The organism is Leptospira barantonii, assembly GCF_002811925.1.
Classification (GTDB): Bacteria; Spirochaetota; Leptospiria; order Leptospirales; family Leptospiraceae; genus Leptospira; species Leptospira barantonii.
Window position 1 is genome coordinate 344,388 of record NZ_NPDS01000001.1, and the last position, 26,907, is coordinate 371,294.

The 26,907-nt window shown below is 44.2% G+C and carries 23 protein-coding genes and 3 tRNA genes; 14 read left to right on the forward strand and 12 right to left on the reverse strand.

The annotated features are described in order from the left end of the window. Positions 1 to 7: 7 nt before the first annotated feature. Positions 8 to 1,726 carry a GGDEF domain-containing phosphodiesterase gene (locus tag CH367_RS01590; protein ID WP_100760763.1) on the reverse strand — a complete coding sequence of 573 codons (1,719 nt, stop codon included), beginning with the start codon at positions 1,724 to 1,726 and terminating at the stop codon, positions 8 to 10. Between the two features lie 316 nt (positions 1,727 to 2,042). Between CH367_RS01590 and CH367_RS01595 the strand changes: the two genes are divergently transcribed. Beyond that, positions 2,043 to 2,444: a hemerythrin domain-containing protein gene (locus CH367_RS01595; protein ID WP_100761305.1), complete on the forward strand. Its 402-nt coding sequence runs from the start codon at positions 2,043 to 2,045 to the stop codon at positions 2,442 to 2,444. 72 nt (positions 2,445 to 2,516) lie between these two features. On the opposite strand, the gene CH367_RS01600 is transcribed toward CH367_RS01595, so the two are convergent. Then, the gene (locus tag CH367_RS01600; protein ID WP_100760764.1) at positions 2,517 to 3,383 is read right to left on the reverse strand and encodes an MBL fold metallo-hydrolase; all 867 of its coding nucleotides are present in this window, start codon (positions 3,381 to 3,383) and stop codon (positions 2,517 to 2,519) included. Positions 3,384 to 3,882: 499 nt separating this feature from the next. On the opposite strand from CH367_RS01600, the gene CH367_RS01605 reads away from it, so the two are divergent. After that, positions 3,883 to 5,556 carry a porin gene (locus tag CH367_RS01605; RefSeq protein WP_100760765.1) on the forward strand — a complete coding sequence of 558 codons (1,674 nt, stop codon included), beginning with the start codon at positions 3,883 to 3,885 and terminating at the stop codon, positions 5,554 to 5,556. Between the two features lie 6 nt (positions 5,557 to 5,562). Here the strand turns inward: CH367_RS01605 and CH367_RS01610 are convergent, their stop codons facing one another. Continuing rightward, positions 5,563 to 6,255: a TetR/AcrR family transcriptional regulator gene (locus CH367_RS01610; protein ID WP_100760766.1), complete on the reverse strand. Its 693-nt coding sequence runs from the start codon at positions 6,253 to 6,255 to the stop codon at positions 5,563 to 5,565. 4 nt (positions 6,256 to 6,259) lie between these two features. Continuing rightward, positions 6,260 to 9,373 carry an efflux RND transporter permease subunit gene (locus CH367_RS01615; protein ID WP_100760767.1) on the reverse strand — a complete coding sequence of 1,038 codons (3,114 nt, stop codon included), beginning with the start codon at positions 9,371 to 9,373 and terminating at the stop codon, positions 6,260 to 6,262. A gap of 181 nt (positions 9,374 to 9,554) precedes the next feature. On the opposite strand from CH367_RS01615, the gene sppA reads away from it, so the two are divergent. From sppA to CH367_RS01650, 7 genes are all read left to right on the forward strand, one after another. Beyond that, positions 9,555 to 10,508 (forward strand): signal peptide peptidase SppA, encoded by a 954-nt coding sequence (sppA, locus tag CH367_RS01620; RefSeq protein WP_020986454.1) that lies wholly within the window; start codon positions 9,555 to 9,557, stop codon positions 10,506 to 10,508. A gap of 4 nt (positions 10,509 to 10,512) precedes the next feature. Beyond that, positions 10,513 to 11,112 carry a hypothetical protein gene (locus CH367_RS01625; protein ID WP_100760768.1) on the forward strand — a complete coding sequence of 200 codons (600 nt, stop codon included), beginning with the start codon at positions 10,513 to 10,515 and terminating at the stop codon, positions 11,110 to 11,112. Beyond that, complete coding sequence (gene surE, locus CH367_RS01630; protein ID WP_100760769.1) at positions 11,109 to 11,861, forward strand: 5'/3'-nucleotidase SurE; 753 nt, start codon at positions 11,109 to 11,111, stop codon at positions 11,859 to 11,861. Before CH367_RS01625 ends, surE begins: the two co-directional genes overlap by 4 nt. Beyond that, positions 11,851 to 12,558, forward strand: a complete 708-nt coding sequence (locus CH367_RS01635) for a tetratricopeptide repeat protein (RefSeq protein ID WP_100760770.1) — start codon at positions 11,851 to 11,853, stop codon at positions 12,556 to 12,558. The genes surE and CH367_RS01635 overlap by 11 nt, the downstream gene beginning before the upstream one ends. 35 nt (positions 12,559 to 12,593) lie before the next feature. After that, a tRNA-Pro gene (locus tag CH367_RS01640) sits at positions 12,594 to 12,665 on the forward strand. 16 nt (positions 12,666 to 12,681) lie between these two features. Then, positions 12,682 to 12,758 (forward strand) — tRNA-Arg (locus tag CH367_RS01645). A gap of 15 nt (positions 12,759 to 12,773) precedes the next feature. After that, positions 12,774 to 12,849 (forward strand) — tRNA-His (locus tag CH367_RS01650). Between the two features lie 150 nt (positions 12,850 to 12,999). On the opposite strand, the gene CH367_RS01655 is transcribed toward CH367_RS01650, so the two are convergent. Further along, positions 13,000 to 13,662 carry a hypothetical protein gene (locus CH367_RS01655; protein ID WP_100760771.1) on the reverse strand — a complete coding sequence of 221 codons (663 nt, stop codon included), beginning with the start codon at positions 13,660 to 13,662 and terminating at the stop codon, positions 13,000 to 13,002. A gap of 95 nt (positions 13,663 to 13,757) precedes the next feature. On the opposite strand from CH367_RS01655, the gene CH367_RS01660 reads away from it, so the two are divergent. Next, positions 13,758 to 14,672 (forward strand): TIGR01777 family oxidoreductase, encoded by a 915-nt coding sequence (locus CH367_RS01660; RefSeq protein WP_100761306.1) that lies wholly within the window; start codon positions 13,758 to 13,760, stop codon positions 14,670 to 14,672. Between the two features lies 1 nt (position 14,673). On the opposite strand, the gene CH367_RS01665 is transcribed toward CH367_RS01660, so the two are convergent. From CH367_RS01665 to galK, 3 genes are read right to left on the reverse strand one after another with little or no spacing between them, the layout of a single operon-like run. Then, positions 14,674 to 15,291: a uracil-DNA glycosylase family protein gene (locus CH367_RS01665; protein WP_100760772.1), complete on the reverse strand. Its 618-nt coding sequence runs from the start codon at positions 15,289 to 15,291 to the stop codon at positions 14,674 to 14,676. Positions 15,292 to 15,306: 15 nt separating this feature from the next. Further along, positions 15,307 to 15,729, reverse strand: coding sequence for an STAS domain-containing protein (locus CH367_RS01670; RefSeq protein ID WP_100760773.1), 423 nt, complete (start codon positions 15,727 to 15,729; stop codon positions 15,307 to 15,309). Positions 15,730 to 15,765: 36 nt separating this feature from the next. Beyond that, complete coding sequence (gene galK / locus CH367_RS01675; protein ID WP_100760774.1) at positions 15,766 to 16,917, reverse strand: galactokinase; 1,152 nt, start codon at positions 16,915 to 16,917, stop codon at positions 15,766 to 15,768. A gap of 207 nt (positions 16,918 to 17,124) precedes the next feature. Here galK and CH367_RS01680 point away from each other — a divergent pair, with 207 nt between their 5' ends. The 3 genes from CH367_RS01680 (at position 17,125) to CH367_RS01690 (ending at position 20,214) form a co-directional block, all read left to right on the forward strand. Next, entirely contained in the window at positions 17,125 to 18,462 is a 1,338-nt protein-coding gene (locus CH367_RS01680; RefSeq protein ID WP_100760775.1) for a glucose-6-phosphate isomerase, read from the forward strand. Between the two features lie 126 nt (positions 18,463 to 18,588). Beyond that, on the forward strand, positions 18,589 to 18,921 hold the full coding sequence (locus tag CH367_RS01685) for a hypothetical protein (RefSeq protein WP_100760776.1): 333 nt from the start codon (positions 18,589 to 18,591) through the stop codon (positions 18,919 to 18,921). Positions 18,922 to 19,323: 402 nt separating this feature from the next. Further along, positions 19,324 to 20,214, forward strand: a complete 891-nt coding sequence (locus CH367_RS01690; RefSeq protein ID WP_100760777.1) for a hypothetical protein — start codon at positions 19,324 to 19,326, stop codon at positions 20,212 to 20,214. Here the strand turns inward: CH367_RS01690 and CH367_RS01695 are convergent. From CH367_RS01695 to CH367_RS01710, 4 genes are read right to left on the reverse strand one after another with little or no spacing between them, the layout of a single operon-like run. Further along, positions 20,205 to 20,933, reverse strand: a complete 729-nt coding sequence (locus tag CH367_RS01695; RefSeq protein ID WP_100760778.1) for a sugar phosphate nucleotidyltransferase — start codon at positions 20,931 to 20,933, stop codon at positions 20,205 to 20,207. The genes CH367_RS01690 and CH367_RS01695 overlap by 10 nt on opposite strands. A 19-nt stretch (positions 20,934 to 20,952) precedes the next feature. Beyond that, entirely contained in the window at positions 20,953 to 21,951 is a 999-nt protein-coding gene (locus tag CH367_RS01700; protein WP_100760779.1) for an aminoglycoside phosphotransferase family protein, read from the reverse strand. Positions 21,952 to 21,957: 6 nt separating this feature from the next. Continuing rightward, positions 21,958 to 23,469, reverse strand: a complete 1,512-nt coding sequence (locus CH367_RS01705; RefSeq protein WP_100760780.1) for a hybrid sensor histidine kinase/response regulator — start codon at positions 23,467 to 23,469, stop codon at positions 21,958 to 21,960. A 48-nt stretch (positions 23,470 to 23,517) separates the two neighbouring features. Beyond that, positions 23,518 to 25,839, reverse strand: a complete 2,322-nt coding sequence (locus tag CH367_RS01710; RefSeq protein ID WP_100760781.1) for a PAS domain S-box protein — start codon at positions 25,837 to 25,839, stop codon at positions 23,518 to 23,520. 194 nt (positions 25,840 to 26,033) lie between these two features. On the opposite strand from CH367_RS01710, the gene CH367_RS01715 reads away from it, so the two are divergent. After that, positions 26,034 to 26,897 (forward strand): alpha/beta fold hydrolase, encoded by an 864-nt coding sequence (locus CH367_RS01715; RefSeq protein WP_100761307.1) that lies wholly within the window; start codon positions 26,034 to 26,036, stop codon positions 26,895 to 26,897. The last annotated feature ends 10 nt before the right edge of the window (positions 26,898 to 26,907 follow it).

Below are 26,907 nucleotides of genomic sequence, written 5' to 3' on the forward strand. Positions count from 1 at the left end.
CGTTTTATCATTCTATCGACGTGGTTGCGGATGTAGTTGTCGTTGTAGAAGCCATCGCAAAGGAAATCGATTTCTCCCGAACTAACTTTTCGGCGAGTTCGATTTCCACCGGATGAGAATAAAAATAACCCTGACCGAAATCACAATTGAGTTCTCGAAGAAGTTTGTGTTGTGTTTCGTTTTCCACACCTTCGACGATGATCGATTTTCCCATCGCTTGAACCAAGTTGACCATGGAAGTGATCACCGCGCGCGTCGAAGTCTGAAAGTAATTAAAAAGAAACATCTTATCGAGTTTGATATAATCGATCGGAAGGTGGATCAATCTTCCCAAGGAAGAATAACCTTTTCCGAAATCGTCGATCGCAAATTTAAATCCGTAGTCGCGCAGTTTTCCCACCACTTTGCTGATCTGAGATTCTCTTGAGTCGAAGGAATCCTCCACGATTTCAAGAATGATCGAACAAGGTTGAACCTTATAGTAGTCGCTCGCTTCCTTTAAAAGCGGGAAAATATTCTTATCCGAAAGTTGTTTCGGAGAAATGTTCAAGGACAAGGAAATATTCTCGGATTTTAATATAGAATTTTCGTAATATCGAAACGTTTCCCAGATCATCCATTCTCCGATGGTTTTGATAAAACTGGAACTTTCCGCGATCGCGATAAAACTTCCCGGAAGAAGTTTTCCTTTTTGCGGATGATTCCAGCGCACCAAGGTTTCCATGGAAAAAATCCTGTTTTCTTTTAGATCGAGAATCGGTTGAAAATGGATTTCCAGCTCGTTTCGGTGTAATACCTTACGGAGATCGATTTCGATCTTCGCCTTTTCCGAAGTCGATTCGATCGCGGTTTGATCGTAATAAAAAAGAGAATTCGGGCCGATCATACAGGAATGATGAAGCGCTTCCCTCAGAATACGAAGCGCGTTCATGTCCGTTCCCGATTTAGATTCGAATTTCGTATAACCGATATTGACGTTGAGATGAAATTCTCTTCCTTCGTATGTAAACGGAAAATCGAAAAGCATACGAATACATTCCGCGAACCATTCCGCCTTCGCTTCCGAATTCACCTGAGAAGAAGATATTAGAAATTTATCGTTTTCGATCCGGAAAAGATGATCGTTTCGATCCACGTATTTTTTGAGTCGATCGGTGACTTTCCCGTAAATAAATTCAAAGTAAGAATTGTTTTCCTTCGATACGATCGCGTCCGGGTTGCAGATCGAAATTAAAAATGAAAAATGTCCGTCCGTTCCGGTTTCTTCCTCGGAGATCTGGTTTCCGAAATGATTTAAAAAATATTTTTGATTCGGCAGATTGGTGCTTTTGTCCCATTGACCCGCCTCGTATTCCCTGCGCGGTTGTGCGATGGGTTGCGGTTTGAATCGGATCATGTAAGAATCTTCCAAATCGTGAATGCTCAGCTTCAATTGGAAGTTCGTTTCGCTCAGGAAAGAATCTTCGGCGTCTTCCGTTTCCCGCAAAAGATGGGAGATGTTCGTATCGTTTCCGAGATCCTGTTTTTCTTTGGATTTGAGGAGAGGTATTATCTTTTCGTAAAGTATTTGGAAATTGGGGAACGACCAAAAATTTTGAAACTTATGATTTGCGTATACGGTTTTCCATTCACGATCGACAACAACGATTCCTTCCGCAGACTGATCCGAAAAATACAATAAGGATTTCTGCAAGGATGGCGATAGATTCTGTAATTGCGTTCCCATGTATGAAATTCTAACGTCAAACAGCGATAATGAAATCCGTACTATAATTCAAAATATTCGCTATTATAAGTATACATAGATAAATGCTTTCGTTTTGAGATAGTTTTCACAAAAAAATTATTTCTTTGTGATACTCGATCGTTTTGATTCACCCGAGTATATCTCTGAGATTCAGCGCTCGCATACGGATTCTTGCGCTAAAACAAATAAATCATTGGCCTCAGAACGGTTTTCTTCTTTCTGGAATAGTGTTTTTACTTTCGGTTTACTTGGAACGAGTGGCGAAATAAATTTTCCGAACGCAAGGGTATCGGTTTTGAATATAGAGTTCTATAAGGTTCAGTATGTAGAAATTCAAAAATTGCTGAACGACATTGAAAAAAGACTTCTCGGTGAAATTTCGGAAGGAATGGACGAACTACTTCACGAGTTGGCGAGCTTTTCCGCTCGACTGAAACTTCATTTGAACTTTGAAGAAAACCTGTTGTATCCCACAATCAAAAGTATGAAAGACGAAGGAGCCGTCACCCTCGCCGAAGAATTCAAAGTTCGTACGATCGATTTAAAAAATCATTTTAAGAAATATTATTGTAAGTGGACGCTTCCTTCTTCCATTCTCCAGGAAGAAAATCTGTTTCGGGCCGAAACGGAAAAGTTGATCTTTAAACTCAGAGATAGAATTCGCACCGAAGAAAACGAGATTTACGTTCTTTTTTAAAACAGAAAGTCCAGTAACCAAATTCGGATTCTTAGGCTCTTCTAAATTGTTCTGATCGCTGACGCCGAGTTCTTATCTTTTTTCCATCCATTCGATACAATCGTTCAAAAGTTTTCCCATCGCCTCGGATCCCTTGTTTAGGGGATAACCGTGTCCCGGTAAAATCCATTCGAAAGAATATTCCTGCAAACGTTTCATCGATCGGATCTGTTCCGGCCAAGAATACCAACAAACACTTCGAAACGCGATCAATCGTTCTTTACGAGGATCGTAAGCCAGATGATCCCCCGTAAACAAAAACCGATCCTTATGTAAAAGAACCGCGTGTCCTTTCGTATGTCCGGGGGTCGGTATGATCTTTACATCTTCGTCCAACTCGAAAATCGATTCTCCCGTGAGAATGATCTCGGAGTTCGGGGCCGCACCTCGATCGAATTCGTGGATGATTCTTTCGGAGCCGAATCGTTCGTGAAACTTCTGATGATCCGCCACATCGTCTTGGTGGGTTAGGAAATGATAACGGATTCCTCCGAGCGCTTCGATCTTGTCGGCGAGGGAAGGCACGTAGCGGGGAGAATCGATCAATATGTTTCCGTTCTCCCTTTGAATGAAATACGAGAACGCCCCGAACGAATCCTTGGAATGATACCCGCTGTGATATACGTTTTCTTCGATTCGGGTCGGGAAGGTTTCCTTGGCTTCCTGAAGATCCATTCTGTCTTCGGTCCCGATGGAAGTCGTAGGACAAGCGATTAGGGCACGCAGAGCGTTGACTTTCTCGATCGGTGTTTCGGGTTGTTTCCATACGTAAGAAGCCCCGTTTTTTTCGGAGAATGTAGTCGGCGCGAGAATTCTACAGGTTTCACAATCGATACAAGTCGAATCCACGTAGAAATTGCCTTCTAAGTTTTCTGTGCGCTTTTTGAGCCTATTTGCCATAATTCTTAGACTTTGAATCCTCGTTTTTTGTAAGGTTCTCCGAATTCGTTTGAGGCATCATTCGATTTGAATCTCGAACCGCCGGAACTTGCTGTGTTCGCTCGGAAATAAATTTCTGAAACCCGCTTTTTGTCCGTTTAAAGACTTTCTTTTTTCGTCGAATCGTTTTATATTTTCAGGCTACCTTTCGGAAGTTTTCCCGTAATGTTTCCGAAGGATCGTCTTTAAATTCTCTTCATCGTTTTTCGGAATTTGAAAAACGTTCCATATACAAAGTCCGTTTCTCATCGAGTTTCGGACCTTTCGTTCCTTTCAAGAAGCATCGGTTTGCAATACGGTCTTTTCGCATCGAAGAAGACGCGTTTTTCAGATTTGAGATTTTGTAATCAAAATGAAACATTTCTCTCATCTGATTGTAACGTAAATGAAATATAGATTTCGATGACATTACAAAAAGTTCGAGTAGAGAAGGGGAACGGCTCGGGGCCGGTATCTTGAAATGGAAAAGAAAGAGAAACGTAATATAAGAAGTAGAAAGTTACAAATCGGTTTTCTGATCTTCAGCTTGATTTTGTTGGCTGAAACCGGTTTATTCGCGCAGGATAAACCCGCAGGAGGCGATAAGCCCGCGGAGAAACCTAAGAAAGAATTTTACGAGGACAACGATACGGGTTTGATCTATTCAAAACCGGGTCCGAACCGCACGAAGATCGATTCTCTCGGTAGTAAGGATTCTAATAATTTTCCGGAACGGAAGGACATGCAACTTCCGAATCATTTCAAACACAGACCGGACAATATCAACGAGGAGAAACTCGTAATCGCGGCGAGAACTCAGTTTCGCGGAGTGAGCGGGGATCACAATTCTTCCTTTTCCGGTAACGAAGACTTTCATACCGCGGACGCGAACTTTCGAAGACTTCGTCTCGGGTTCTTTTATCAAGGCGCGAAGTGGTGGGGTTTTGCGACACAACTCCGTCTGGAGAACGCGCTGAACAGTCAGTTCTTAAGAGTGACCAAGGATAAAACCACCGGCGACGTTCAGGACGTAACTCTCAACGATTCGAGAGGTTTGATCCACGAGGCCGTGATCTGGATGAACATTCCGTTTATGCATTCCCGGATTACATTGGGTCAGATCAACGTTCCGTTCAACAGAGAATACATTCAAAGTTCTGCGAACTTCATTTCTTTGGAAAGATCGATGATCACCAACATGCTTCCTCAGTTCGATACGGGCGCGATGGTCGCGATTCATCCTCTCGAATTACTCGATAAAAAATATGTGCGCTATTTGTCCTTACACGGTTTTATCGGTAACGGTCACGGGGGCGGTGGTGACTACGGTTACGGTAGAAGACAGGACAACACGGCGGCTCGTCAAAATCTTCCGCAACTTCTTGCTCCGATTTATTACGGAAGAATTCAATACAACGCATTCGGCGGTTTGAATAAAAAAGACAAGGACATCGGCTGGGTGGAAGGAGACGAGATCTTTCAAGACGACGCTAAGTTGTCTTTCGGTGCGGCGGTCGCACAAACGACTCAGTTAAAAACTTCTCAACCGGTTCCGGTCGAATATCTCATGAAGGATCTAAACCCGACTACGAGACTTGCGATTCAACAAACGACTCCGACCGGAGGAACCGATCCGACGGGGCTTCAATCCAATTATCTCGCGGATCGATCGATCACAACTCCGGGACGTCCCAATCTCGGAATCGTAGGTCATACGTACGACTTCACGTTTACATGGAAGGGTTTTTATCTCAACGGAGCTTGGAGTAAATTCTCCGGCGCGGCCGCGAATCAAGTGATGGGTTATCACGGGATGATCGGTTATAACATCCATTTATACGATTCCAAATACATCATGCCCGTTCTGAAGGCGGAGTTTATGAAAGGCGATTGGAACCAGAATCAGATGTTCGAACCCGGTGAAGCGTATTACGTTTATTGGGCGGGTATCAACTTACTCGGAGATTATCATCTCTATAAGGTTCAGCTTTTTTATCAGGTCATTCACACGAACACCGCTAAGAATTATTTCTGGAACACGACGGATAACCGCGATTCAAGAACCGTTTATCTTCAGTTCCAAGCGAACTTTTGGACGGGGACTTCTTCACCCGAGAATATTTCCGGTGGGGCGATCTACAGACAGGATTATTGATCTTATTTAGGAAACGAGAAGGGATCGATCGAACAATTTCAAAATCGATCCCATCTCCACGTTCCCGCTTTCAGAACAGAACAAAGAATAGGCTTGGTTGATCGTAAAACCGTCGACCAAGTATCGAAACAAAACGAATATCTCCTCTCGATCCATATCCTTTTTCAAGTAGTTTAGATTTTGTGCATGTTTGATGTTTTTAAGATGGTATCTGCGATACAATCGATTGTAGTAATCGATCTTCTTCTGAAGTTTTTCTTTGGTAAGAATTTCGTTCGTTAAGAATTGATAACAAACTCGGTTGAGTTCTTTTTTGGAATGAATGTCCAGAAGAATCGGCTTGAGATATTTATCTCTGATATCCTCGGAACTTTTACACTTTAAGAACAGGGATTGTGTGACTTCCAAATCCTTTCGAGCCGCGTAGTCGATCAGGATGTAAATCAAATCGTCCTTGCTCTTAAAATGTTCGTAAAAGGTTCCTTTTGCAAAACCCGCTTGAGCGGTGATGTCTTCCACTCTCGCTTCGTGAAAACCCTTGCTACTAAAAACGGCGAGGGTCGCCTCCAGAAGTTTATCTCTCGTCTCTACGGATTTTTTGGATTCTTTTCCGGAAGCGGGGTAATAAGCCCCGAATCCCGGAAAAGAATTCTTTTTCCCGGGATCCGATCGATATTCTTCTTTGGCGTTCGAGCTCAACGAATCACTTCTTCTTGTTCGATTTGCCGGTGATCTTCATCGTAAGATCGTTAAACACCGATAAGGTGACGGGAACGTATAGAAGGCTTCCCAACGTTCCGAAACCCAATCCCCAACCGAGCGCGAGGGTCATAGGAATCAAAACCGGATCCGAACCTCCGAGACTGTATGCGGTAGGCAACAAACCCGCAACGGTGGTAAGAGTCGTCAGAAGAATCGGTCTGAATCTTCTTTGACTCGCTTCGATCAGAATTTCGTCCATCGTCGCTTTGGAATCCTTCTTGATCGAATCGATACAATCCACAAGAACGATCGAAGCGTTTACAAGAACTCCGGCGAGACCGATGATACCGATCATCGCCAAGAAGCTGATCGATTTTCCGGAAAGAGGAAATCCGATCACGATACCGATGATTCCCAAAGGAATCGTACTCAGAATCAAAACTGGTTTCCAGAAACTTCGGATCGTAAGCGCGAGAATTCCGAAAATACCGAAGATCGCTATGATTCCCGCCTTGGCGAGAGAGGCCATCGATCTCTGCGTATCTTTTTCTTCTCCGCCGAAACTGATCGATATCCCGGGATATTGTCTTTCGATCAAGGGTTTGAATTCGTTCGCGACTTTTTGATTCGCGTCGTGCGCCGTGATTTCGTCTAACTTTACGTCTCCGTTGATGGTGATCGCGCGTTCGAAATCCTTATGCGCCAAAAGTTCCGGAGATTCTATCAGATCCATCTTGGAAATCTTTGCAAGATTCGTAATATTCCCCGCCTTGTTTCTGAGAGGAATCGTTTTGATCTCGTTCGGATTTTTCCGAAAGTCCTTGTCATACATGACTCTCAGATAAATTTTCGTTCTTCCTTTACGGACGGTTCCCGCTCTTTCTCCGTCGTAAGCCGCACGAAGACTGTTCGCGGCGGACAAAGTCGAGACCCCCGTAAAACTTTCGAGACCTTCGTCGAGTTGGATGTACATCTGCTTCCGTCCGTAACGATAATCGTCCCGAACCGAGAATACACCCGGAATCGATTTCAAAAACGCTTGAAGCTCGTTCGAAATCTTCTTTAGAGTTTCATAATCTCTTCCTTGGATGGAAATCGTAATCGGCGCTCCGATCGGAGGTGCGTTTCCGAATTCCTCCAAAAAGATTTCGTTTACTCCCGGAGTTTTTCTAAGCTCCGGTTCGATGGAACGGAGAATCGCGGAAGCTTTGCGATCTCGTTTCGATTCCGGAGTAAGATAGATCAAAATCACAGCGAGGTTCTCGCCGAAACGGGACAAAGGATCGTCCGGATCGGTTTGTTGAACTCCGATCTTTGTGGAGTAACTCACCAATTCTTCCTTTGGAATTTTTTGAACGATCCCTTCCATATACTTCATCTTCTCTCTGGTCTGAAAGATTCTGGAAGTCGCGGGGAATTCGGCCTTGATCATGATGATCTCGATGTCCTCTTTTGGAAAAAGAATAAAGTCCATCTGGGACATCGCGCCGCAGGAACCGAATACCAAAAGGAGAATCACTCCGAACGAAGCTTTCTTATGCCGAATGTTAAACGAAACGAATCTGGTAAAACCCGTTTCGATCGATTGAAAGATAGAATCCATCTTCGCGCGGAATTTGCTCTTGACCTTCATCTGATCCGGGCTTTTTGCGAACGCCGCGATTCTTGCCGGAAGAAACAAAAAGGATTCGATCAAACTCGCGGTAAGAGCCACGATCACGACCAAAGGAATTTCCCAGATGAACTTACCCATGATCCCGGTCATAAACAACATCGGTAAGAACGCGGTGACCGTCGTAAGGTAAGAACCGAAAATCGGAACGATCATCTCCACGGTTCCGCGTAGGGAAGCGGTGAATGCGTCGTTCTTTTCCGCGAGATACGTATAGATGTTTTCCGAAATTACGATCGAGTTGTCGACGAGCATCCCCAGCGAGATGATCAAACCCATCATCGAAATCATGTTGAACGAAACGTCGAAAAACGGAAGAACCGAAAACGTCATGAGCATCGAAAACGGAAGGGACAACGAAGTGAGCGTCGCCGTTCTAAAATCCAAAAAGAGGAAAAGAATTCCGAACACGATCGTAAAACCGATCAACGCGTTAGACGAAACTACGTTGAGACGATTTTTAGTTCTTTTTGCCTCGTCGTTTAGGACGAATGTTTTCATCCCCGAAGGAAAAGTTTGCCCGAGATCCTTCAGTCTCGAATGAACGTTAGCCGCAACCTCGATCGCGTCCGCTCTTTCCTTTTTGATCACGGAAAGAATCAAACCTTGTTTTCCGTTTGCGATCGCGAGAAAACGCGGATATTCGAACGTGTCTTCCACTCTGGCGATGTCGCCGAGTTTTACGGTGGAGAAAATCTCGTTGGTGCGAGTGGGAATTTTGGAGATCTCGGAAGGATCCTTGAATTCTCCGTCGATTCTCAAGTCGAAAGCCGTTTCCGAATCCACCGAACCCGCGGGAAGATTGATGTTTCTGTTTCGGATCGTATTGGTGACGTCGTTCAAATCGAGAGAATACTGTTTGAGTCTATTAGCATTTACTAATATTTGCCATTCTCTGTCGCGTTTCCCGAATACGTCCACTCTCGCGACGCCCGGAATTTTTTCGAGTTCGCGTTCGATGAATTCCGCGGTTGTGTGCAGTTCGATTTCGTCCTTACCGCCGAAAACGGAAAACTCGATAATCGGAAACGAACCGGATTTACGTTCGGTCATTTTCGGTTTTTCGGTGACCTGAGCCGGGAATTCCGACATTGCGTTGTCCACGGCTCTACGGATTTCATTCAAAACCTTTTCGGGGTCTTTTTCCTCCAAACTCACTCGAACGTCTATGTCCGAGACCGAGTTTCTGGAGAAGGAACGAATCTCGTCGATCCCGTCGATTTCCTTGAGTTTTTCCTCGATCGGATACGTGACCCGGAGCTCTACGTCTGCGGGAGAAGCGCCCGGGAATTTCGTGGAAATGACCATTTGTTTCATATCCACGTTCGGGAACGCGTCTCTCCGGAGTCCCAAAAGGGAAATAAGCCCGGATAAAAAGATGAAAACCATCCCCAAATACATGAAGAGGCGATTGCGGATAAAGGATTCTATTAGTGATCTCATATTTATTTCTATTACTGACTGACTGGTCAGTTTCTCAAAAGGTTCGTTTTGATGTCAAACTTGAAAATGTGGGAACTCCTAAAATTCCGAAATCGATGTTCTTTGGGGAGAATGGAGGGTGTGGGAACTCATACAAAAAATCTCATTTGACACCGTCAGAGGAAGGAATCTGATCACAAGAGTGGAAAGAAACCGCCTTGCGTTAGCAATTACATTCGTATTAACCATTTTGTCCGTTTTGATCGGACTCGTGAACATCTCACTCGCGACTACAACTTCCAAATATTCCCGGACAACCGGAGGAACCTTCTTCAGCACGGCTCCGATCGGCGCGGCCTTGATTAAGATCGAGGGAGAAATTCATTCCGGACATTCCACTTTCGAATCCACCGGTTCCGAAAGTATTCTTCAGAAGCTGAGGGATATAGAAGCAAATCCGAATATTAAAGGAATCTTAATCGAAATCAATTCTCCCGGCGGAACCGTCGGCGCGTCTCAGGAAGTTTACAACGAATTGATGAGACTTCGTAAAACCAGAAAGATCGTAGTGTCTATGAAGGACATGGCGGCTTCGGGCGGTTATTATATCGCGGCTTCGGCGGATAAGATCTTCGCGTTATCCGGAACCATTACGGGTTCGATCGGTGTGATCGCGATGGCTCCGAATATCAAAGGACTTTTGGATCGTTACGGAGTGAAGATGAAAGTCTACAAAGAAGGAAAGTATAAGGATTCTCTTTCTTTGTTCCGCGACGCGACTTCCGAAGAAGACGAGATGATTCAAAAGATGTTGTCCGATACATACAACGAATTCATCCAAGACGTAGCTAAAGGAAGAAACCAAACCGTAAAGTCGGTACAAAATCTCGCGGAAGGAAGAATCTATTCCGGACAAGACGCGTTTAGAAACAAACTTGTCGACGAGATCGGCGGAAGAAAAGAAGCCTTGGAAGAATTGTCCAGACTTTGTCAATACGACGGAGAAATTCCTTTATACGAAGAGGAAGAATCCCCGTTCGACAGATTGTTTATGATGTTGGGTTCCAAGATGAATTCTTTTTCGAGCGAAAGAATTTTCTTCAAGGAATTCAAAAATTCTCCGGTGCTTGTGATTCTTCCTCAGGCGATCAGGTAAGAACTTGAAAGATTTATTCAATTCCATTCTCGAGTTATTGGAAGCGTCCTTGTACGAACCGATCCGTTTGGAAGCCGCGCTCGCCAATCTTTCCGAAAAAAGTCTGAATCTATTCTCGTGGATCATATTGATTCCGAGTGCGCTGAGTATTTCCATCGGAGCGACTTATCTTTCTCCGCCGTATACGAGCGGTTCTATGGGAATGATCGGGCTCGCGTTTCTTGCGAACCTTTCCATGATTTCCATTCTTCCCATGATCTTGGGAGCCGTGATCGATTTTCACGCGCAGAAAAAACAAAGAACAGGTAACGTTCATTTTTCGTATAACCTTTGTCGTTTCGGAATGGCGATCTTTTCGTTTTTTACTCCGCTTGCGATTCTGTTGAGAGAAACGGGTTTAACCGGAGGATTCGGTTACTTTCTGATTCTTATTTTTCTGATCGGTTATTACGTTATGATTCTTTCGAAAGGAATTCAATACATCTATGATTTGAAAACCTCGGACGCGGTTCGTTTTGCGGTGACCGCGGCAGTGATTTCAGGCGCGTTTCCTTTTGTGTTTTATTTTTACATCTCCGGTTCCATTCTTCATTTGATTTTATGAATATTCTCATCACCAACGACGACGGAATCGCTTCATCGGGAATCAAAGCCCTGGAAACGATCCTTCAAAAAGAACACAATACGTTTTTGATCGCACCCTTGCGTGAAAGATCCGCGACTTCCATGGCCTTGTCGATTTACGATTCTATGCGAGTTGAAAAGATCAACGACAACCATTATATCGTGGACGGTTATCCCGCCGATTGTGTAAACATCGGTTTGCACGGAGAAATCTTTCCGAAGATCGATCTCGTTTTATCGGGAATCAATCGCGGGGTCAATATGGGCCACGACGTTCATTACTCGGGAACGGTGGGCGCGGCGAGACACGGAGCGATTCACAGCAGACTTTCCTTGGCGGTAAGTTCGGGAAATATCGATAAAGAATATGATTATATTCGAGAAGCTGAATTCGTTCGTCACTTCATCAATGAATACGTTTCTCTTTTGAAAGTCGGCGTCGTGTACAACATGAATATTCCTTCCGATTTTGTTTCTTCGATGGAGAATTTAACGATCACAAAACTCGGTAGAAGAACTTACGAGGACACGTATTCCAAAAAGAACATCATCGGAGGAATCGCCGATTTTTATCTCGGAGGTTCCGAACTCGGTCATTCCACGGAGGAAGGAACGGACTTTGCCGCGTTTTTTTCGGGTAAGATTTCCTTAACCCCGTTGTCCTTGGATCAGACCGATTCTTCTTCGTTGAACGAACTCTCAAATTCTTTGAGTAAGAATGGCAGATAAGGATAAGAATAAAAAATCCGCTTCCGCGAAGAGACGAATTCTTCAGGAGATCAATAAGGAGAATTTTCTTTTCGCTCTTACTTTGATCGATCGGGAAATTTCCTCCGGCAACGAAGACCCCGAACTATATTATAATTTTGCGATATGTTGCGCGAGGACGGACAATCATAAAAAATGTGTTTCCATTCTCGAGGAACTTTTGGAAAAATTTCCGAGGTTCGGAGAACGAGAAAATTCGATTTTGATGATCGTGTATTCTTTGATTCAAAATAAGGAATATTCCAAGGCTCTTGAAAAATGCGAGGAACGTCTCAAGGTTCAAGTGGACGATCTGAGAATTCTTTCCATGAAGGCTTTTACTTTGGAAAAGTCGGGACGAATTCCGGAAGCGATCGAGATTCACAAAAGAATTCTCAGATTGCGTCCCGATTATAAAAACAGTTTGAATTCTCTCGGTTATCTTTTGTTGAACCAAAGGGAGCCGAGTCCGGAAGAATGGAAGTTGGCCGCCGATTGTCTGAAAACGGTTCTGAAAAACGAGCCGGATAATCCCGCTTATCTGGATTCGTTCGGAGTTCTTCTTTCCAAAAGCGGTAAAAAACAAGAAGCGATCCTGGCTTTTAAGAAAGCTCTTACGAAAGCTCCGACACATCCCGAGATATTACGACATATTGAAAAAGTAGAAGACTCTACTTGACAGTGGGGCTGTTTTTAAAAACATGGAGTCGGAAACGGGATGTAGCGCAGGGGTAGCGCATCTGCCTTGGGAGCAGAGGGTCGTAGGTTCAAATCCTATCATCCCGATTTTCAATCCTCCCAGGACTCGGTAGCTCAGTTGGATAGAGCAACTGCCTTCTAAGCAGTGGGTCGGGGGTTCGAATCCCTCTCGGGTCACCAGGATAAAACGAGATGGAGAACGTAGCTCAGTTGGTAGAGCTCCAGTTTGTGGTACTGGCTGTCGCGGGTTCGATCCCCGTCGTTCTCCCCAGTTTTTGTGGGAACTCCTTCATCCGCCGCTTTTACAAAAGAATTTTCCAGTTCAACTTCAAAGCCCTTTTCGAATTCGATTCGATTTCACTTTTCAGCTTCGGTACTTTCCGATACTTTTATTTTCGTTTAAACTTCGTTCAATCGGAGTTCAATTCTCGCTCAACCAAATGTCTTCGAGACAAAGTTCTTCGTGCGCGTTTTGGCTTGGTTCGTTGAGGTTTGTTTTGGAAGTTGCCGCGTCGGATTTTTCTTTAGGCCAGGTTCCTTTGACCGTCCAGATAAACATCTTTTGTGGGAACTCCTCCGTCTCTTCCGGTTTGTAGTAAGAATCCAATGGAATGCTAAAGTGTTTCGATTCGGAGAAATTCAAAATCTTTTCTCCTAAAAGTTTGTCCTTAGGCAATCTGAGTTCTTTATCCATATCGATCGATTCTCTGAGAATCAAATCCAACTTCAATTCTCCCGATGTTTGTTTGCAACCTACAACGTGAAGTGTTTTCCATTTCGAGATAGCTGGTTTCCCGTTGGTAAGATGATGCGTTTGTCGTAACTCCACTAAAAAATCTTCCGGCGCCGTGGAAGGACGTCGTTTTGTCCAAGTTGTCGTAGGATTTTGATCCAAGAGATGAGAGATTCTCGAGTTGCGATCTCCAAGATAGGAATTGGTAAAATCAAAAGCTAAAAATGGGGGTTGAACCGTAAACGTCTCGATTCTATTCTTTGTCGTGTTGTAGAGATAAAGATTCCCAGAAAGGATTGCGATCGGGAAAATTAAGGTTAAAATCTTCGAAAGTAAACTTTTGGAAATCACAGAATCAAAAATGTAGGATCTCCTACTTTGGGCAATCAGATTCTGTCGATTCGGATCTACTCAAAACGATTCAAAATACCGAAGGTAATAGAATGATGAAAGTGGGAATTGCCGGCGGAACCGGTTTGATCGGAAGAAATCTGGCAAAACGTTTGTTGGAGCTCGGACATTCCGTAAGAATTTTCAGTAGGTCTTCCAACATTCCCTCTAACTTACGCGGCCAAAAAAATTTGGAAGTTGTCGGAGGAAGTTTTCCGAAAGCGAAGGACCTGGAAGGTTTGGACGGTCTTGTCAATCTCGCCGGATCTCCGATCGCCGGAGTACGTTGGACCGACAAAGTAAAGGAAGAACTTCGTTCTTCCAGAGTGGATTACACGGAGAATTTGGTTTCTTCCTTTTTGAAAATTGTGGGAACTCCTCCAAAAGTTTTTATCCAAGGTTCCGCTGTGGGTTACTACGGTTCCTACGAAAAAAACACGGAAGAGTTCTCGGAAGATTCTCCCCTGGGAACCGACTTTCTGGCCGGTCTTTGTTCCGACTGGGAACACGGAATCGAACCGATTTTGAAACGTCCCGTTCGACTGATCCGGGTTCGGACCGGAATCGTTTTGAGCAAGGACGGAGGCGCTTTAAAAAGTATGCTTCCTCCGTTTCGTTTGGGTTTGGGCGGACCGATCGGTTCCGGAAATCAAATCTTCAGTTGGATTCATATAGACGACGCGGTGAACGCGCTCGTATTCGCATTAGAGAATTCTAATGTTTCTGGCGCTCTCAATCTGACCGCGCCGAATCCCGTGGACAACGGAAGTTTTACGAAAACCCTCGGAAGGGTTTTGAGACGTCCCGCTTTTTTCAGAGTTCCCGCGACCGCTTTGAAAATTCTTTTCGACGACGGAGCGGAAGTTCTTCTGAAAGGACAAAGGGTACTCCCGAAAAAATTAATGGATACGGGATATTCCTTTCAATATCCGAACTTGGAAGAAGCGTTACGTTCTCTTTTGCGATCTTAAATCAAAGGGAGAATTCTTCGCGGATAACGGGATGTTTTTTAATCGTACTCAGAGCCTTTTCGATTAATTTTTTTCCGATCTCGGTGTGATTCCATACGTTGAGACCGGAAGGATGAGGAAGCGGAATCCAATCGAGTTTGACTCCGTGAAAATCACGGGAGAATTTTTGACCGATTACGTCTTCCAGTTTGTATTTTTTGATTTCGATGAGTTGATCGATCGCCAACTTTCCGATCGGAATGAAAAGTTCCGGTTTGTGAAAACGAACCTCGAACTCTAAAAACTCGGAACAGTTTGCCACTTCTTCCGCGTCGGGTTTACGATCCCCGGCTTTCGCCTTTCCGGGAAAACAACGGCAAACCGCGGACATGTTCACTTTGTTTCTGAAAGTCTCTTCTTCGATTCCGATTTTTTTGAACCAACCGAAAAGGGTTTTGCCCGCGGTGTATGCGAACGGTTTACCGAATCTTTCCTCGTGAATTCCGGGGGCCTGTCCGAGACTGATGATTCTCGCGGAAGGCACACAACCGTGAACGGGGTTGCCCTCCATTTTGGGACATTTTCTACAGCTTAAAAGATGATTTAGGTGATTTGAATATTCTAATTTTCTGTTTTTCATTCGAAAGGGAGAAGTTCAGTTTAGGAGAATGTTGACCGCGTCCGACAGGGTTCCGGTCACCCGGATTAAAGATTTCAATTTAGTAAGTTCCAGAATTTTATTTACCTGAGAAGAAGGGGAGAACATTGCGATTCCTCCTTTTCCGTTTTTGACGAGTCTGGCGTGTGTGCTCATAAAAACTGCGAGCCCGGAAGAATCGATATACCGGATGTTTTCCATATTCACGAAAACGAATATAAAACCCTTGTCGATCAGATCGAAAATTTTTTCCTTGAGCGCGTGTGCGGAATATAGATTGATCTCCCCGCTGATCTTTAGAACGACCGCGTCCTTAGGAAAGTTTCCCGGAAGGTCCTCCTTTTGAAGACTCACGTTTAACTCGTTGATCGAAAAATCCACTTCCTCGCCGTCAAGGTCCAAAGAATCGTCTGCTCCCATTTGTATGTCTCCCGGTTCTATTTTTAAATTCGATTTTTAGAATTCTCTGACTCCGTCCGAAATTCGGAACGTATAAAGCTGTGGTTCGTTTTTAAATTTTTGAATGTAACGGTTTTTGATTTTCTCGAACAGTATATCCCGTCTGCCGACTTTGTCCAGTATCAAAACACAGCCGCCGAAACCTCCGCCGATCATTCTCGCACCCAGAGCCCCTTCGATTCTAAGTTCTTCGACTATAAAATCCGCCTCTTCACACGAAACTTCGTAGTCTGTCGAAAGGGAATTGTGGCATTCGAAAAGAATTTTTCCCGCCTCTTTAGCGTCTCCGCTTTTCAGATTTTGAATCATACGCTCGGTCCTATATCTTTCCGTAGTTACGTGTCTTGCCCTTTTCTTTTCGATTTCGTTCAAACCGGAGGAGGGGTTTTCAACGTCTTCGGGTTCTGCGGAATAAAGAGTGGGAATCTCCGGTCTCGTTTTGTGAATTTTTAAAAAAGCGGATTCCACTTCTTTTCTACGGTCGTTGTAAGCGCTGTCCTTAAGCGAATGTTTCACTTTGGAATCGATCAAATAAAACTCGTAACCGTCCAATCGCATTTCATAATAATCGTAATTGAGAGTTTCGGTATTCAACGCGATACAAAAACCTTCTTTTGCGGTGGCGATCACGAACTGATCCATGATTCCGCAGTTGACTCCGACAAAACGATTCTCGGCTCTTTGACAGAGTAAGGCGATTTCTTCCCTGGAAAGTTTCCAGTCTTGAATTACGGAAAGAGCGTAAGCGACCGCAACCTCGAAAGCCGCGGAAGAAGAAAGTCCAGCACCTTGAGGAATGTTTCCCCAAACGACCAGATCGAAAAAATCCGAAACGTAATCGAGTTGTCTAAACTCTTCCACAACACCGAAAACATAGTTCACCCAAGAATGTTTCGAATCATACGAGATTTTGGAGGTTTCTATTTTTTCATCCGAGGAAACGGAATAGATTCTAAACTTTCCTACCTCGTTTTTGCGGATCGCGATGGAAATCGAAACGTCGATCGCCGCGGGCAAAACGATTCCGCCCGCGTAGTCCACGTGTTCGCCGATGATATTGATTCTTCCCGGGGCTGAAAAAAATCGGATCGGATCCGAGCCGGGGGAGAATTGAGTATTCAGGACTTTCTCTAAGTCTTCTCGATTCATTCTATGTATTTACGTTTGAAAATCCCGGAAACATTGATGCAGGTTCGTATTCCCGTCAATCCTTCTCCGTTTTTCTAAGCGCTTACGACTTGGTTTTTTCTTGCCCGTCGATTCCATTTTTCTAAACTGTTCAAGCGCTCGTATTTCGGGAGAATTCAAACCAGATCTCGGGATCGAAACGTTCAAAAAGGGATTTCGTAATAATTTATGATTCGATTGGAAACCAGATTTGCTTCTTCTTTCGTTGATTCTCGGGAATTCGAACCCTTTTTAGCGCAAGCCGAATCGGCTCGTCGCACTCTGCATTCTTTTCAAGGCAAGGGAAAGGAATATCTGGGATGGTTGAATCTTCCGAAAGAGATCGACGATTCCGAAATCGAAAGAATCATTCGGGTTTCGGAAAAACTCCGCGCTTCTTCCGAGGTCGTCGTAGTCATCGGAATCGGCGGTTCTTATTTAGGTTCCCGCGCCGTCTTGGAAGCGACACTTCCATTTTTCAAAAAAGCTTCCAAAGGAAATCCGGAAGTGATCTTCGCGGGTCATCATCTCGAATCCAGATATCTTTCCGAACTCATGGAATATTTGGAGAACCGAGATTTTTCCATAAACGTAATTTCCAAATCGGGAACAACCACGGAACCCGCGATCGCATTCCGTCTTTTCTGGGAACTTCTCCAAAAAAAATACGGAACCTCCGCGTCTTCCAGAGTTGTCGCAACCACGGACGCATCCAAGGGAGCCCTAAAGACGTTTGCGGATTCGGAAGGATTTGAAACGTTCACGATCCCGGACGACGTGGGCGGAAGATATTCCGTTTTAACTCCTGTAGGATTGTTTCCTCTCGCCGTGGCGGGAGTTCCTATCCGGGAATTTATATTAGGATTTCAGAATATTCTAAAGGACTTGCACGCCGAGTCCGATCCGATACGAAATCCTGCGACATATTATTCCGCTCTGAGAAACTACTTTTTGTCGAAAGGGCGGCACGTGGAAGTATTAGCGAACTTTAATCCTTCTCTGAGATACATTTCGGAATGGTGGAAACAACTTTTCGGAGAAAGCGAAGGAAAGGAAAATAAGGGGATTTTTCCCGCGTCCATGGACTTTACCACGGATCTGCATTCTCTCGGGCAATACGTTCAGGAAGGAAAAAGAATTCTGTTTGAAACCGTTCTAAGCCCCGAACGAACGCATTCTGACCTGACCCTAAAGCCTACGCCGGACAATCTGGATTCTCTCAATTTTCTTTCGGGGAACACACTCGCTCACGTAAATGAACAAGCTCGGCTTGGAACTCTTCTTGCGCACGCGGACGGGGGCGTTCCTTGTTTGGAATTGATCTTCACCGATATCTCTCCGGCTTCCTTGGGCGAGGTGATGTATTTCTTCGAATATTCCTGTGCGATCTCCGGTTATTCCTTGGGTGTAAATCCTTTCGATCAGCCGGGCGTGGAAGCGTATAAGAAAAACATGTTCGCCCTTTTGAACAAAGCCGGTTTTGAAAAAGAGGGAGAATCTCTGCGCAAAAGAATTCTCGGAAACTAAGTGTTTAGTTCCTCTAATCAGATCGAGTTATTTGATTTGTAATAAAAATATTTCTCGTTTGTTTCCTTTTCGATGAAATTAATTTTCCTGCTTGACATCTTTTAAATTTAAGAACCCGATGAAGGCATGAAGAGGAAAGGAAACAAAACCAGCTCCGTTCTGGCCGCCTGCGTTCTGGCGTTTCTGTTTTTATCCATTTCCGTAACCTCTTCCAGCAATCTTCCTGGGAAGTTGCACCCCCACAAACAAACAATAGACGGGGTTGAATCCGAATTTAAAGAGCCGGTTCAGTTGGAGGAGGAATCCGAATTCCTTCTTAGCGTCCTCTCTTTAACACACAAAAACATTCTGTTCGTATTCAAAGGCAAAGTAACTTCCCTCCAGGATAGGTTCCAATTCCATTTCTGTAACATCCAAACTCTAAATCTGCTGAATTTACCTCCACCCTCTCTCGTTTAACTAGTTCTCACTTTCTAGTTTTTGTCCTTTAACGGGGGAAATATGTCTTACAATCCGCTTCTAGTTGCGTTTGTGATATTCAATGCGACCTTCTTAAGTCTTCGGACCACGGTCTTATCCTATTCTTATCTTGTCGCATCGTCCTTATTACTGTTTGCAACTTACGGATCTCCAAATTTTGCCAATCCCGGTCTTGGGAATTTACTCGTTCTTAAGGGCGGGGTTGGCTTACTTTTTTTCTCCTAAGTTTGATCTCGAGTTTAGCTTTTTCAGGGAAAAATCTTTCCTAAAGTCCTAAGACCTCGCGTATACTTTTCTTCTTTTTCGAAAGCGACTTAAAAATGGGTTTTCTTTCTCGGAAAACTCAGATAGGTTTTTCGGAGAATTTTCCCTTAAGCAAAAATGGACCAAGAATTTAAAAGATGGACCCGTCTTCTCAGGGCGATCGAATCCGGAACACGGATCGAACTTTCCGGTTATATTTTAAACGATTCCTTCCGGTTGAACCTGGAAAAGTTCGTCAAACTCTGTCTTGAAAACTACAACAAAAGCGATCTTACTCCCGTCGTCTATTCCGTGATCCAAGAAATGCTCTTGCGCGCGGCCATGTCCAATCTCAGGGAATATTTCTCATCGGAAAACGGAATCGACTCCTTCGATCAAAACGCGTTCGACTCGAGCGAGGAAGAATTTAGAAAATTCCTAAATACGTTCGACACAAAGTCCGTTCGTTCCGCGTTAAAAACAAAAGGCCTTTTCTTAAAAGTCATCATCAATCACAACGATACCGGATTGGCCGCGGAAGTATTACACAATTCTAAAATGATTCCGTTCATGGAGGAACGTCTTAGAAAGTATCTTGCCTCCGCGATGGATTATAAAAATCTAATGGACTACTACGATTCCTATCCCGAGGATCGAGAGGGTAGGGACATCGGTCTTGCGTTTTCGATTTTGATGCTTCGGGAAACCGGCTTAAAGCCGGAACTGCTCCGAATCGGTTCCGGAGAAGAGGTTCACACTTCCAGACTCGAGGTTCCTTTTGGGGAAGAATACAGAAGTATTCGTAAAAAAATCCTGAACGACGAGGAGATTCTTCCGTTTCCGAAAGATCCGCACGACGCTCCGACGGAACTTCCTTGGAAAACGAGCCGTTGTAGTTATTGCGGTAGAACGGTGGACGATCGGATTTTCTTTTCTAAAATTCCGGACGATATTCCGGTAAAGTCGATTCCCGAGCCGATCCGCGCGGGCAACGGAATTTGCGCTTGGTGTCTTTCTTCCTATCTCTGAACCGGAAGTTTGCAGAGTTCTAAAAATTCTCCCCAACGAGGACCGAGTTTTTCGGAGAAGTTTTTGTTCTTTAGAGAAAGATAATATTCTTTTTCGCCGAGATCGATCGCTTCTCCCTCGAATTCAATTCCGCCTAATCTTTGTTTTGCGGATAATTCCTGGAACGTTTTGGATAGATCGAAAAAAGTTTCGGAAGGAATCGTTTCTAAGACCGCGCCGTTCAATACGGAAATGCCGATGTAGAATAAATTTCCGTTTCCGAAAAGAATTCTCCCTTTGTCCAAACCGAGTCCGGTATAACCGGCCGATTCCGGTTGTGGTAAAAGATACAAAAGACAATCGTTATCTTTCAATGTGGTTGGAAGCGAAAAATTCTCGGGTGGAAAGTATAAAAAATCGGGATTGATGATTCCTATGGTTTCTCCCATCCAACCGGCTCTTTCGAGTCCGGTGCGGATTCCGCCTGCGGTTCCGAGAATCTCTTTGTTCTCGTCCGAAAAAAACAAAGGGAAGAGCGAAAACGTTTCGAGTTCTTTTCGAATCTTTTCTCCGAGATAGTGCGTATTGATCACTGCACCTTCCGCGTTTTGTTTCCAGGCTTGAAAGAGAGAATAGTAGACGAGTGGAATTCCGTTTACGGGCAACAAGGGTTTTGGAAGTTCTTTGGTGAGTTCCTTCATCCTTGTTCCGAACCCGGCGGCCGGTATAAAAAATTTCAAGGGAACGCCTTTGCGTCTTTCATCGTTTGATTCCTTTCATGAAGGAATAATTCTCCAGAAGTTCTTCCTTCAATAGATGAAAGAAAACGTAAAGTTGATCGGGAAACAATCCTGCTTGTACGATTTCCAAAAGATTGTCGAGTGCGCTCAATACGCTTTCCCGATATTTATCCATTTTCTTATCCGCAACGAGATAAAAATAAGAACCGAGCGCCTTATACGATCGTTGAAGACATTGGATGTAATAACATTCCTTGGATTTCGGAAAATCATGATCGCTCAACTTTAGAAAAAGCTGATAGAGTCCCTGTCTCATCGCGAAAGGAATCGGTCTATATGCGTCGTAAAGAATGCTCGAAAGATCGTAAAACGGAGTTCCCATTCTCGCGTCCTGAAAATCGATCATACAGATTTCTTTTTCGGAATTGATGAGAAGATTTCTTCCGTGAAAGTCCCTGTGACAAAAAACCTTCACGGGATATTCCGCGAGAAAGCCGGAACATTCCTCGATAAAGATTTTCATCTCGCTTCTGAGTTGTGTTTTTAGATCGAATTCCTTTTGGAATTTTAGATAATTTGAATATGTGAAATTGCTTTCGAAACAAAGCTTTTCCAGGTCGAATTCCCTCGAACTCACCGGAGGAATCGGACGTGTTTTTTGAAGTCGCACCAAAAGTTCTATGGATTTTACGAGCCATTCCCTGTATTCCACGTCGTCGGTTACGGAAGTCAGATCCTGATCGCCTCCGTCGCTCATCAAAATCAAAAAATGAATGAGATCCTTCTTGAGAATTTCGGGAACCGCAAATTGTTCGTGACCGAGAAAATCCGCGATCTCCACGAAGTCGTGTTGGAAACGAACGTCCTTACAAAGGATCAAGGTTTCATCGGGATAAAAGACCCGAAAGTATTTTCGATCCGAAGCTTCGAGCGTGATCGGCGCGATCTTCTGCGGAAGTTTTCCGGAATATTCCAAAAACTTTAAGTCTCGTTCGGTAAGGGGAGAATTAGAACTCATATTTATTTATACCTTGTCCGGGAAAACCAAACGGAACTCGGTTCCCGAGTTCGGTTCCGATTCGATCTCGATTCTGATTCCGTATTGATCCGCAATTTCCTTGGCTACGAACATTCCGAGTCCGGTTCCCTTTCCGATTCCTTTTGTGGTGAAATAGGGTTGATAGATTTTCTGAATGATTTCTTCGTTCATTCCGATTCCGTCGTCCAGGATCGCTACGATCGGATGATGATTTCTAATATATACGGAAATCTTAATGTTTCCTCGGTTGCCGGTCGCGTCCGCCGAATTCAACATGATATTGGAAAGTAAAAGCGAAAGTTGATCCTGATTGGATTGGATCAACACGGGAGAGGGTTCCGGTTGAAAGTGGATTACGCAGTGTTTGAGTCTGGAAGTTTTTTGAAACACGTCGATCACGCTCTCCACCGAATCGTTTAGATTGATCGGCTCCGATGATTTCCGCAAACTTTCGCCCGGTTTTCCCAGTTGTAAAAGATTGTTCGTGAGAGTTTTTAACTTAATCAACTGACCCCAGGTGATCGTGATCGCCTTTTGACGGATCTGTTCCGTGGAATCCGCCATCTTCGCGATTTCGATATGGCCTTGAATTGCGGTTAAGGAATTATTGATCTCGTGTCCTATACTCGAAGCGAGCGTGGACAAAAACGCGCGGCGTTCCGCGTCTATGAGTTTTTCGGAGATCAGAAGTTTGCTCGTGATGTCCCTTGCGATTCCGGTGTAGTATGTCTGACCTTCGATGTCGTAATAACAAATGGAGATGTCGTAGGTTCTGACTTCTCCGTTTTTGCTTTTGAGATCGGAACGGTTGATTCTCGCGATTTGTTTTCTGGCCTTTCGTTTTAAAAGTTGGGCCACCTTATCCATGTAGAGATTTTCCAAACCGGGAGGAATCAGAATGCCGAAATGTTTTCCGATGATCTCTTCTTCCATATAACCGAAAGCGTTGAGGGCGGCTTGGTTCATGCCGGAAAACTTCATATCCTGATCGAGAGTGATCACACAATCGCTTGTCGCATTGAGAATATTATAATTTTGTAAATAAAGATCCTTGGCCCTTTGTGCGAGTTTCGTATTTTCCGTTTCCGATTTGATCAGGGACTCTGTGTGTTTGTCCCTGGTTTCCTTTTCGGTTTTCGCCTTTTCCAAGACTTCGAGGATGTTCGTTCTTCGGATGGGTTTGGAGATATAATCGAAGGCTCTGTTGCGAACCGCTTCTTCGGCGGTGGTCAGATCCGGGTTGCCGGTCATGAGAATCACGGGAATGTTCTCGTTGATCTTGCGGATTTCCTTAGCGACCTCGATTCCGTTTTTACCGTTCATTACGATATCGGAGATGACCACGTCCACGTTCTGACTGCGTATGATATCGATCGCGGAATCGTAGTCCTTCGCCAAAAATACGCGATACCCTTCTCTGGAAATGACCCTTTCCAAAGCCGTACGAATTTCGGATTCGTCGTCGATAACGAGTACTGATGTGGACTTTGATTCCATGGGACTGAAGATGCCTCGGTGAAACCTTATTTTACCAAAAAATCCGTTCTATATAGGAAGGCGAATCAAAACCCTAGTCCCGTTTCCGGGGGAAGAATCCAGGGAGATCGTTCCGCTGTGCTCGGAAATAATTCTTTGAGAAATCGCAAGACCCAAGCCTGTGCCTTGTTTTCCTCTTCGAGTCGTATAAAGGGGAAGAAAGGCTTTTTCGAGCACGTCCTTCGTCATTCCGGGTCCGTTATCTGCAATCGTAAACAGAATCGAATCCCGATTCAAATGAAATTCTTTCCGAGCCGTGATCGAAATTTTGGGAAGCGCGGGTTTTGTTTCCATTTCGGATATTGCGTTGATCGCGTTGACCAGACAATTGATCAGGACTTGTTCGATTTCCTGCCAAGCCACTCTGATTTTCGGAAGATCGGGGCTTGCGATTCGTTTTAATTCGATTCCGTTTTTTTTGCAGGAAACTTCGATCAACTCGCAGGCTCTAAGGAGAATGTAATAAGGCGATACGAGTTCTTTTTCTCTCGTGACGGTTCTTCCCAAATCCAAAAGCGATTTGATTAAGTCTCGAATTCTAAGACTCGCGGCTTCGATTCGTTTATAAATCTTTAATCTTTCCGCGGGATCGGATTCTTCCGTTTCGATCAGATCTTCGAGATACAAAAGACTTGCCTGTAACGGATTGTTCACCTCGTGCGCGATCCCCGCCGCAAGTTCACCGATGGACGCGAACCTCGCGGTTTCATAGAGTTGTTTGTCCAAAAGTTTCGTTTGTGTGACGTCCGAGAAGATGAGCATTACCGCTTCGCCTTCTTCCCTGTATTTTTTTAAGGGAAGAATTTTGATCGAAAAGAAACTCTCTTCGTCTTCGATAAACTGAATCGAAAGATCCAAAAATACCGCGCGTTGCGACGAAAGACAGTTTTTGATTCCGTCCCTGATCTCGTCGGATACACTTCTTACAAAAAGGGAAAAGAAATCTTCTCCTGGATTTACATTCAAAATTTGGAATAAAAGAAATTTGAGAATCGGCGCGACTTCGAGGATGATTCCGTCCGGAGTAAGAATTACGATTCCGTTGTTCATCGCGGAAAAAAGGTTTCTGAGTTTGATTTCGGAGGAACGGATCAGTTCCTCGTTTTTCTTTTGTTCGGTGATATCGAGTAGAAGTAGAATCGTTCCGATCGCGTTTCCGTATTCGTCCCGGATTCTGGAAGAAGCGAGCAACATAGGAGCTTCCACGTCCGGAAATATTTTCATCTTGATTTCGGTTCTGAATTCTTCCCTGGAAAGTCTGTCTAAGATGTCCGGTGTAAGGTTTAGAAATTCTCCGATCGGAAGATCCACGAAATCTTCTTTATAAACTCCTAATATTCTTTCGAGGCTTCGGTTTCCATACGTGATATAACCCTCGTCGTCCGTGGAAATCAAAGGAACTTCGATCGAGTTGAGAAGCGCTCCTTGGAATTGGAGTTTTTTCGAGTTTTCGATTCTGGTTCTTTCCGTTTTGGCGTTTTGAAGAGAGCTGTGAACGTCGGAGATGATTTCCTCGTACAAAAAATTCTCCCCCGAATCGAAAGCCATTCCTTCCAAGGAAAGAATTTCTATTCCACCCAGGAGATTTTCCTTTTCACGGATTCCGATCGCGAGACTTCTTCTGAATTTATGATCCGCGAATATGGATTCCCATTCCGGATAAATTCCGTTTCCGAATTCGTGGATGATGAAGTTGTCCTTCGTGTTCATGAGATTTCTCATCGGGAACGGAACATTCGAAGAAATGAATGTATGAATTTTCTGTTTTAACTCGGGGTTCATGTCCCTTTGTCCGAGCACTTGAAGTTCCCCGTCCTTAAAGAAGAACGCCCAGACCAGGAAGTAATGCGGATTTTCCTTCAACGTGTCGCAGAGTTTTTGAAATACGGAACTTTCCGAAGTGAGATATCTTAGGTTTTGTCTCAAGAGCCGAAGGGTTCTTAAGATACTTTGCATATAGTAAAGCCTAAGTTCCGTTTGTTGAATCTCGGATCGGTCCGTAAAATAAAATAGAAACACGTCCTTTCCTAAAAAGTTGGAAGTGTTGACAGTGAAGTTTACGAGTTTTCTTTCCCCGTTTTTGTGACGGAGTTGCCAATAGACTTTGAGAGGTTCGTTGCGTTTGAATGTAAGAGCTTCTCTCGGATGTGTGGGACTGGGAAGAATAAAACTTAAGGTTTTGCCTTGCAGTTCTTCGACGGTATAACCGAGAAGATTTTCCAAGGTCGGATTTACATATACGATCGTTTCGGTTTCCGTGTCGAGGGCGAGAATCCCTTCCTTAACCGGATAAAAGAAGGAATTCAGCACGGAAAGTAAGGAGTCGGGCATTCTGATTCCAGTTAAACCTAATTAGAATTTCGGCTCAATTTCGATTCTTGCAAGAACTAATTCCGATTCCGGGCCGCGGAAAGATTTACAGAGAGAGAAGGGATGGAATTTTTGAAATCGGATCGGACCCGTCCGAAGTTGCGGTCCCGCGTCGGACACGTTATCAACAAAAACGGAATAGAGAATCTACATTTATGAAATCCTTGTACTCGTTATTTCTAAACTACTATCACTGGAAAAAGAAAAAATACATGAGGGAGATTCTCGGGTTTCGGGATCTCGAGGTCGAAACCGGAGGCAATTCGGTTTATTTTTTGGAGAAGAATCCCGAAAGAAACAAGTCGATTCTTTTGATTCACGGTTTGCTCGATTCCGCGACCGGTTTACGAAAGATCGCTCCTAAAATCCGTCAGGATTATCGTGTGTTGATTCCGGATATTCCCGGTTTTGGAAAAAGCAAACTTCCACCTCTCAAGTATTTGTTTCAAGTGGACGTATTCGCGGATCTGATCTACGAAGCGATTCGAAAATTGGACCTCACCAATCTCGTGTTAGGCGGTCATTCGATGGGAGCCTTGATCGCGATGCATATCGCTCTTCGGGACCGTGAAAAAAGAATTTCCAAACTCGTTTTGATTGCTCCGGGCGGGATTCCACATCCAAAGCGGGACGAAATGAAGGAACTTTTGTTTCCTAAAAACGAGGACGATCTCGTGAAACTCATCCAAGCCTTGTATTATGAAACGCCCGAACTTCCGGGAAGAATCGCGAGAAAGGCGCTGATCCAATCCTGGAACGAACTTCCGAATCAGTTTTTAACCGTGAACACTTTGGAAAGGGAAGAAGAGATTTTTCTCGGAAAAAAATTGGGCGAGATCAAAATTCCGGCGTTGATCGTTTCCGGAAAAGAAGATCCGATCACGGACGCTACGATGACTAAGAAACTTCATTCTTATCTGAAAAAAAGCAAACTGGTTTTTATACCGGACGCCAAACACGCGATCCACATGGAAAAACCGGAAGAACTTTCTTTGGAGATCAATCGTTATCTCGATTGATGTTGTACTG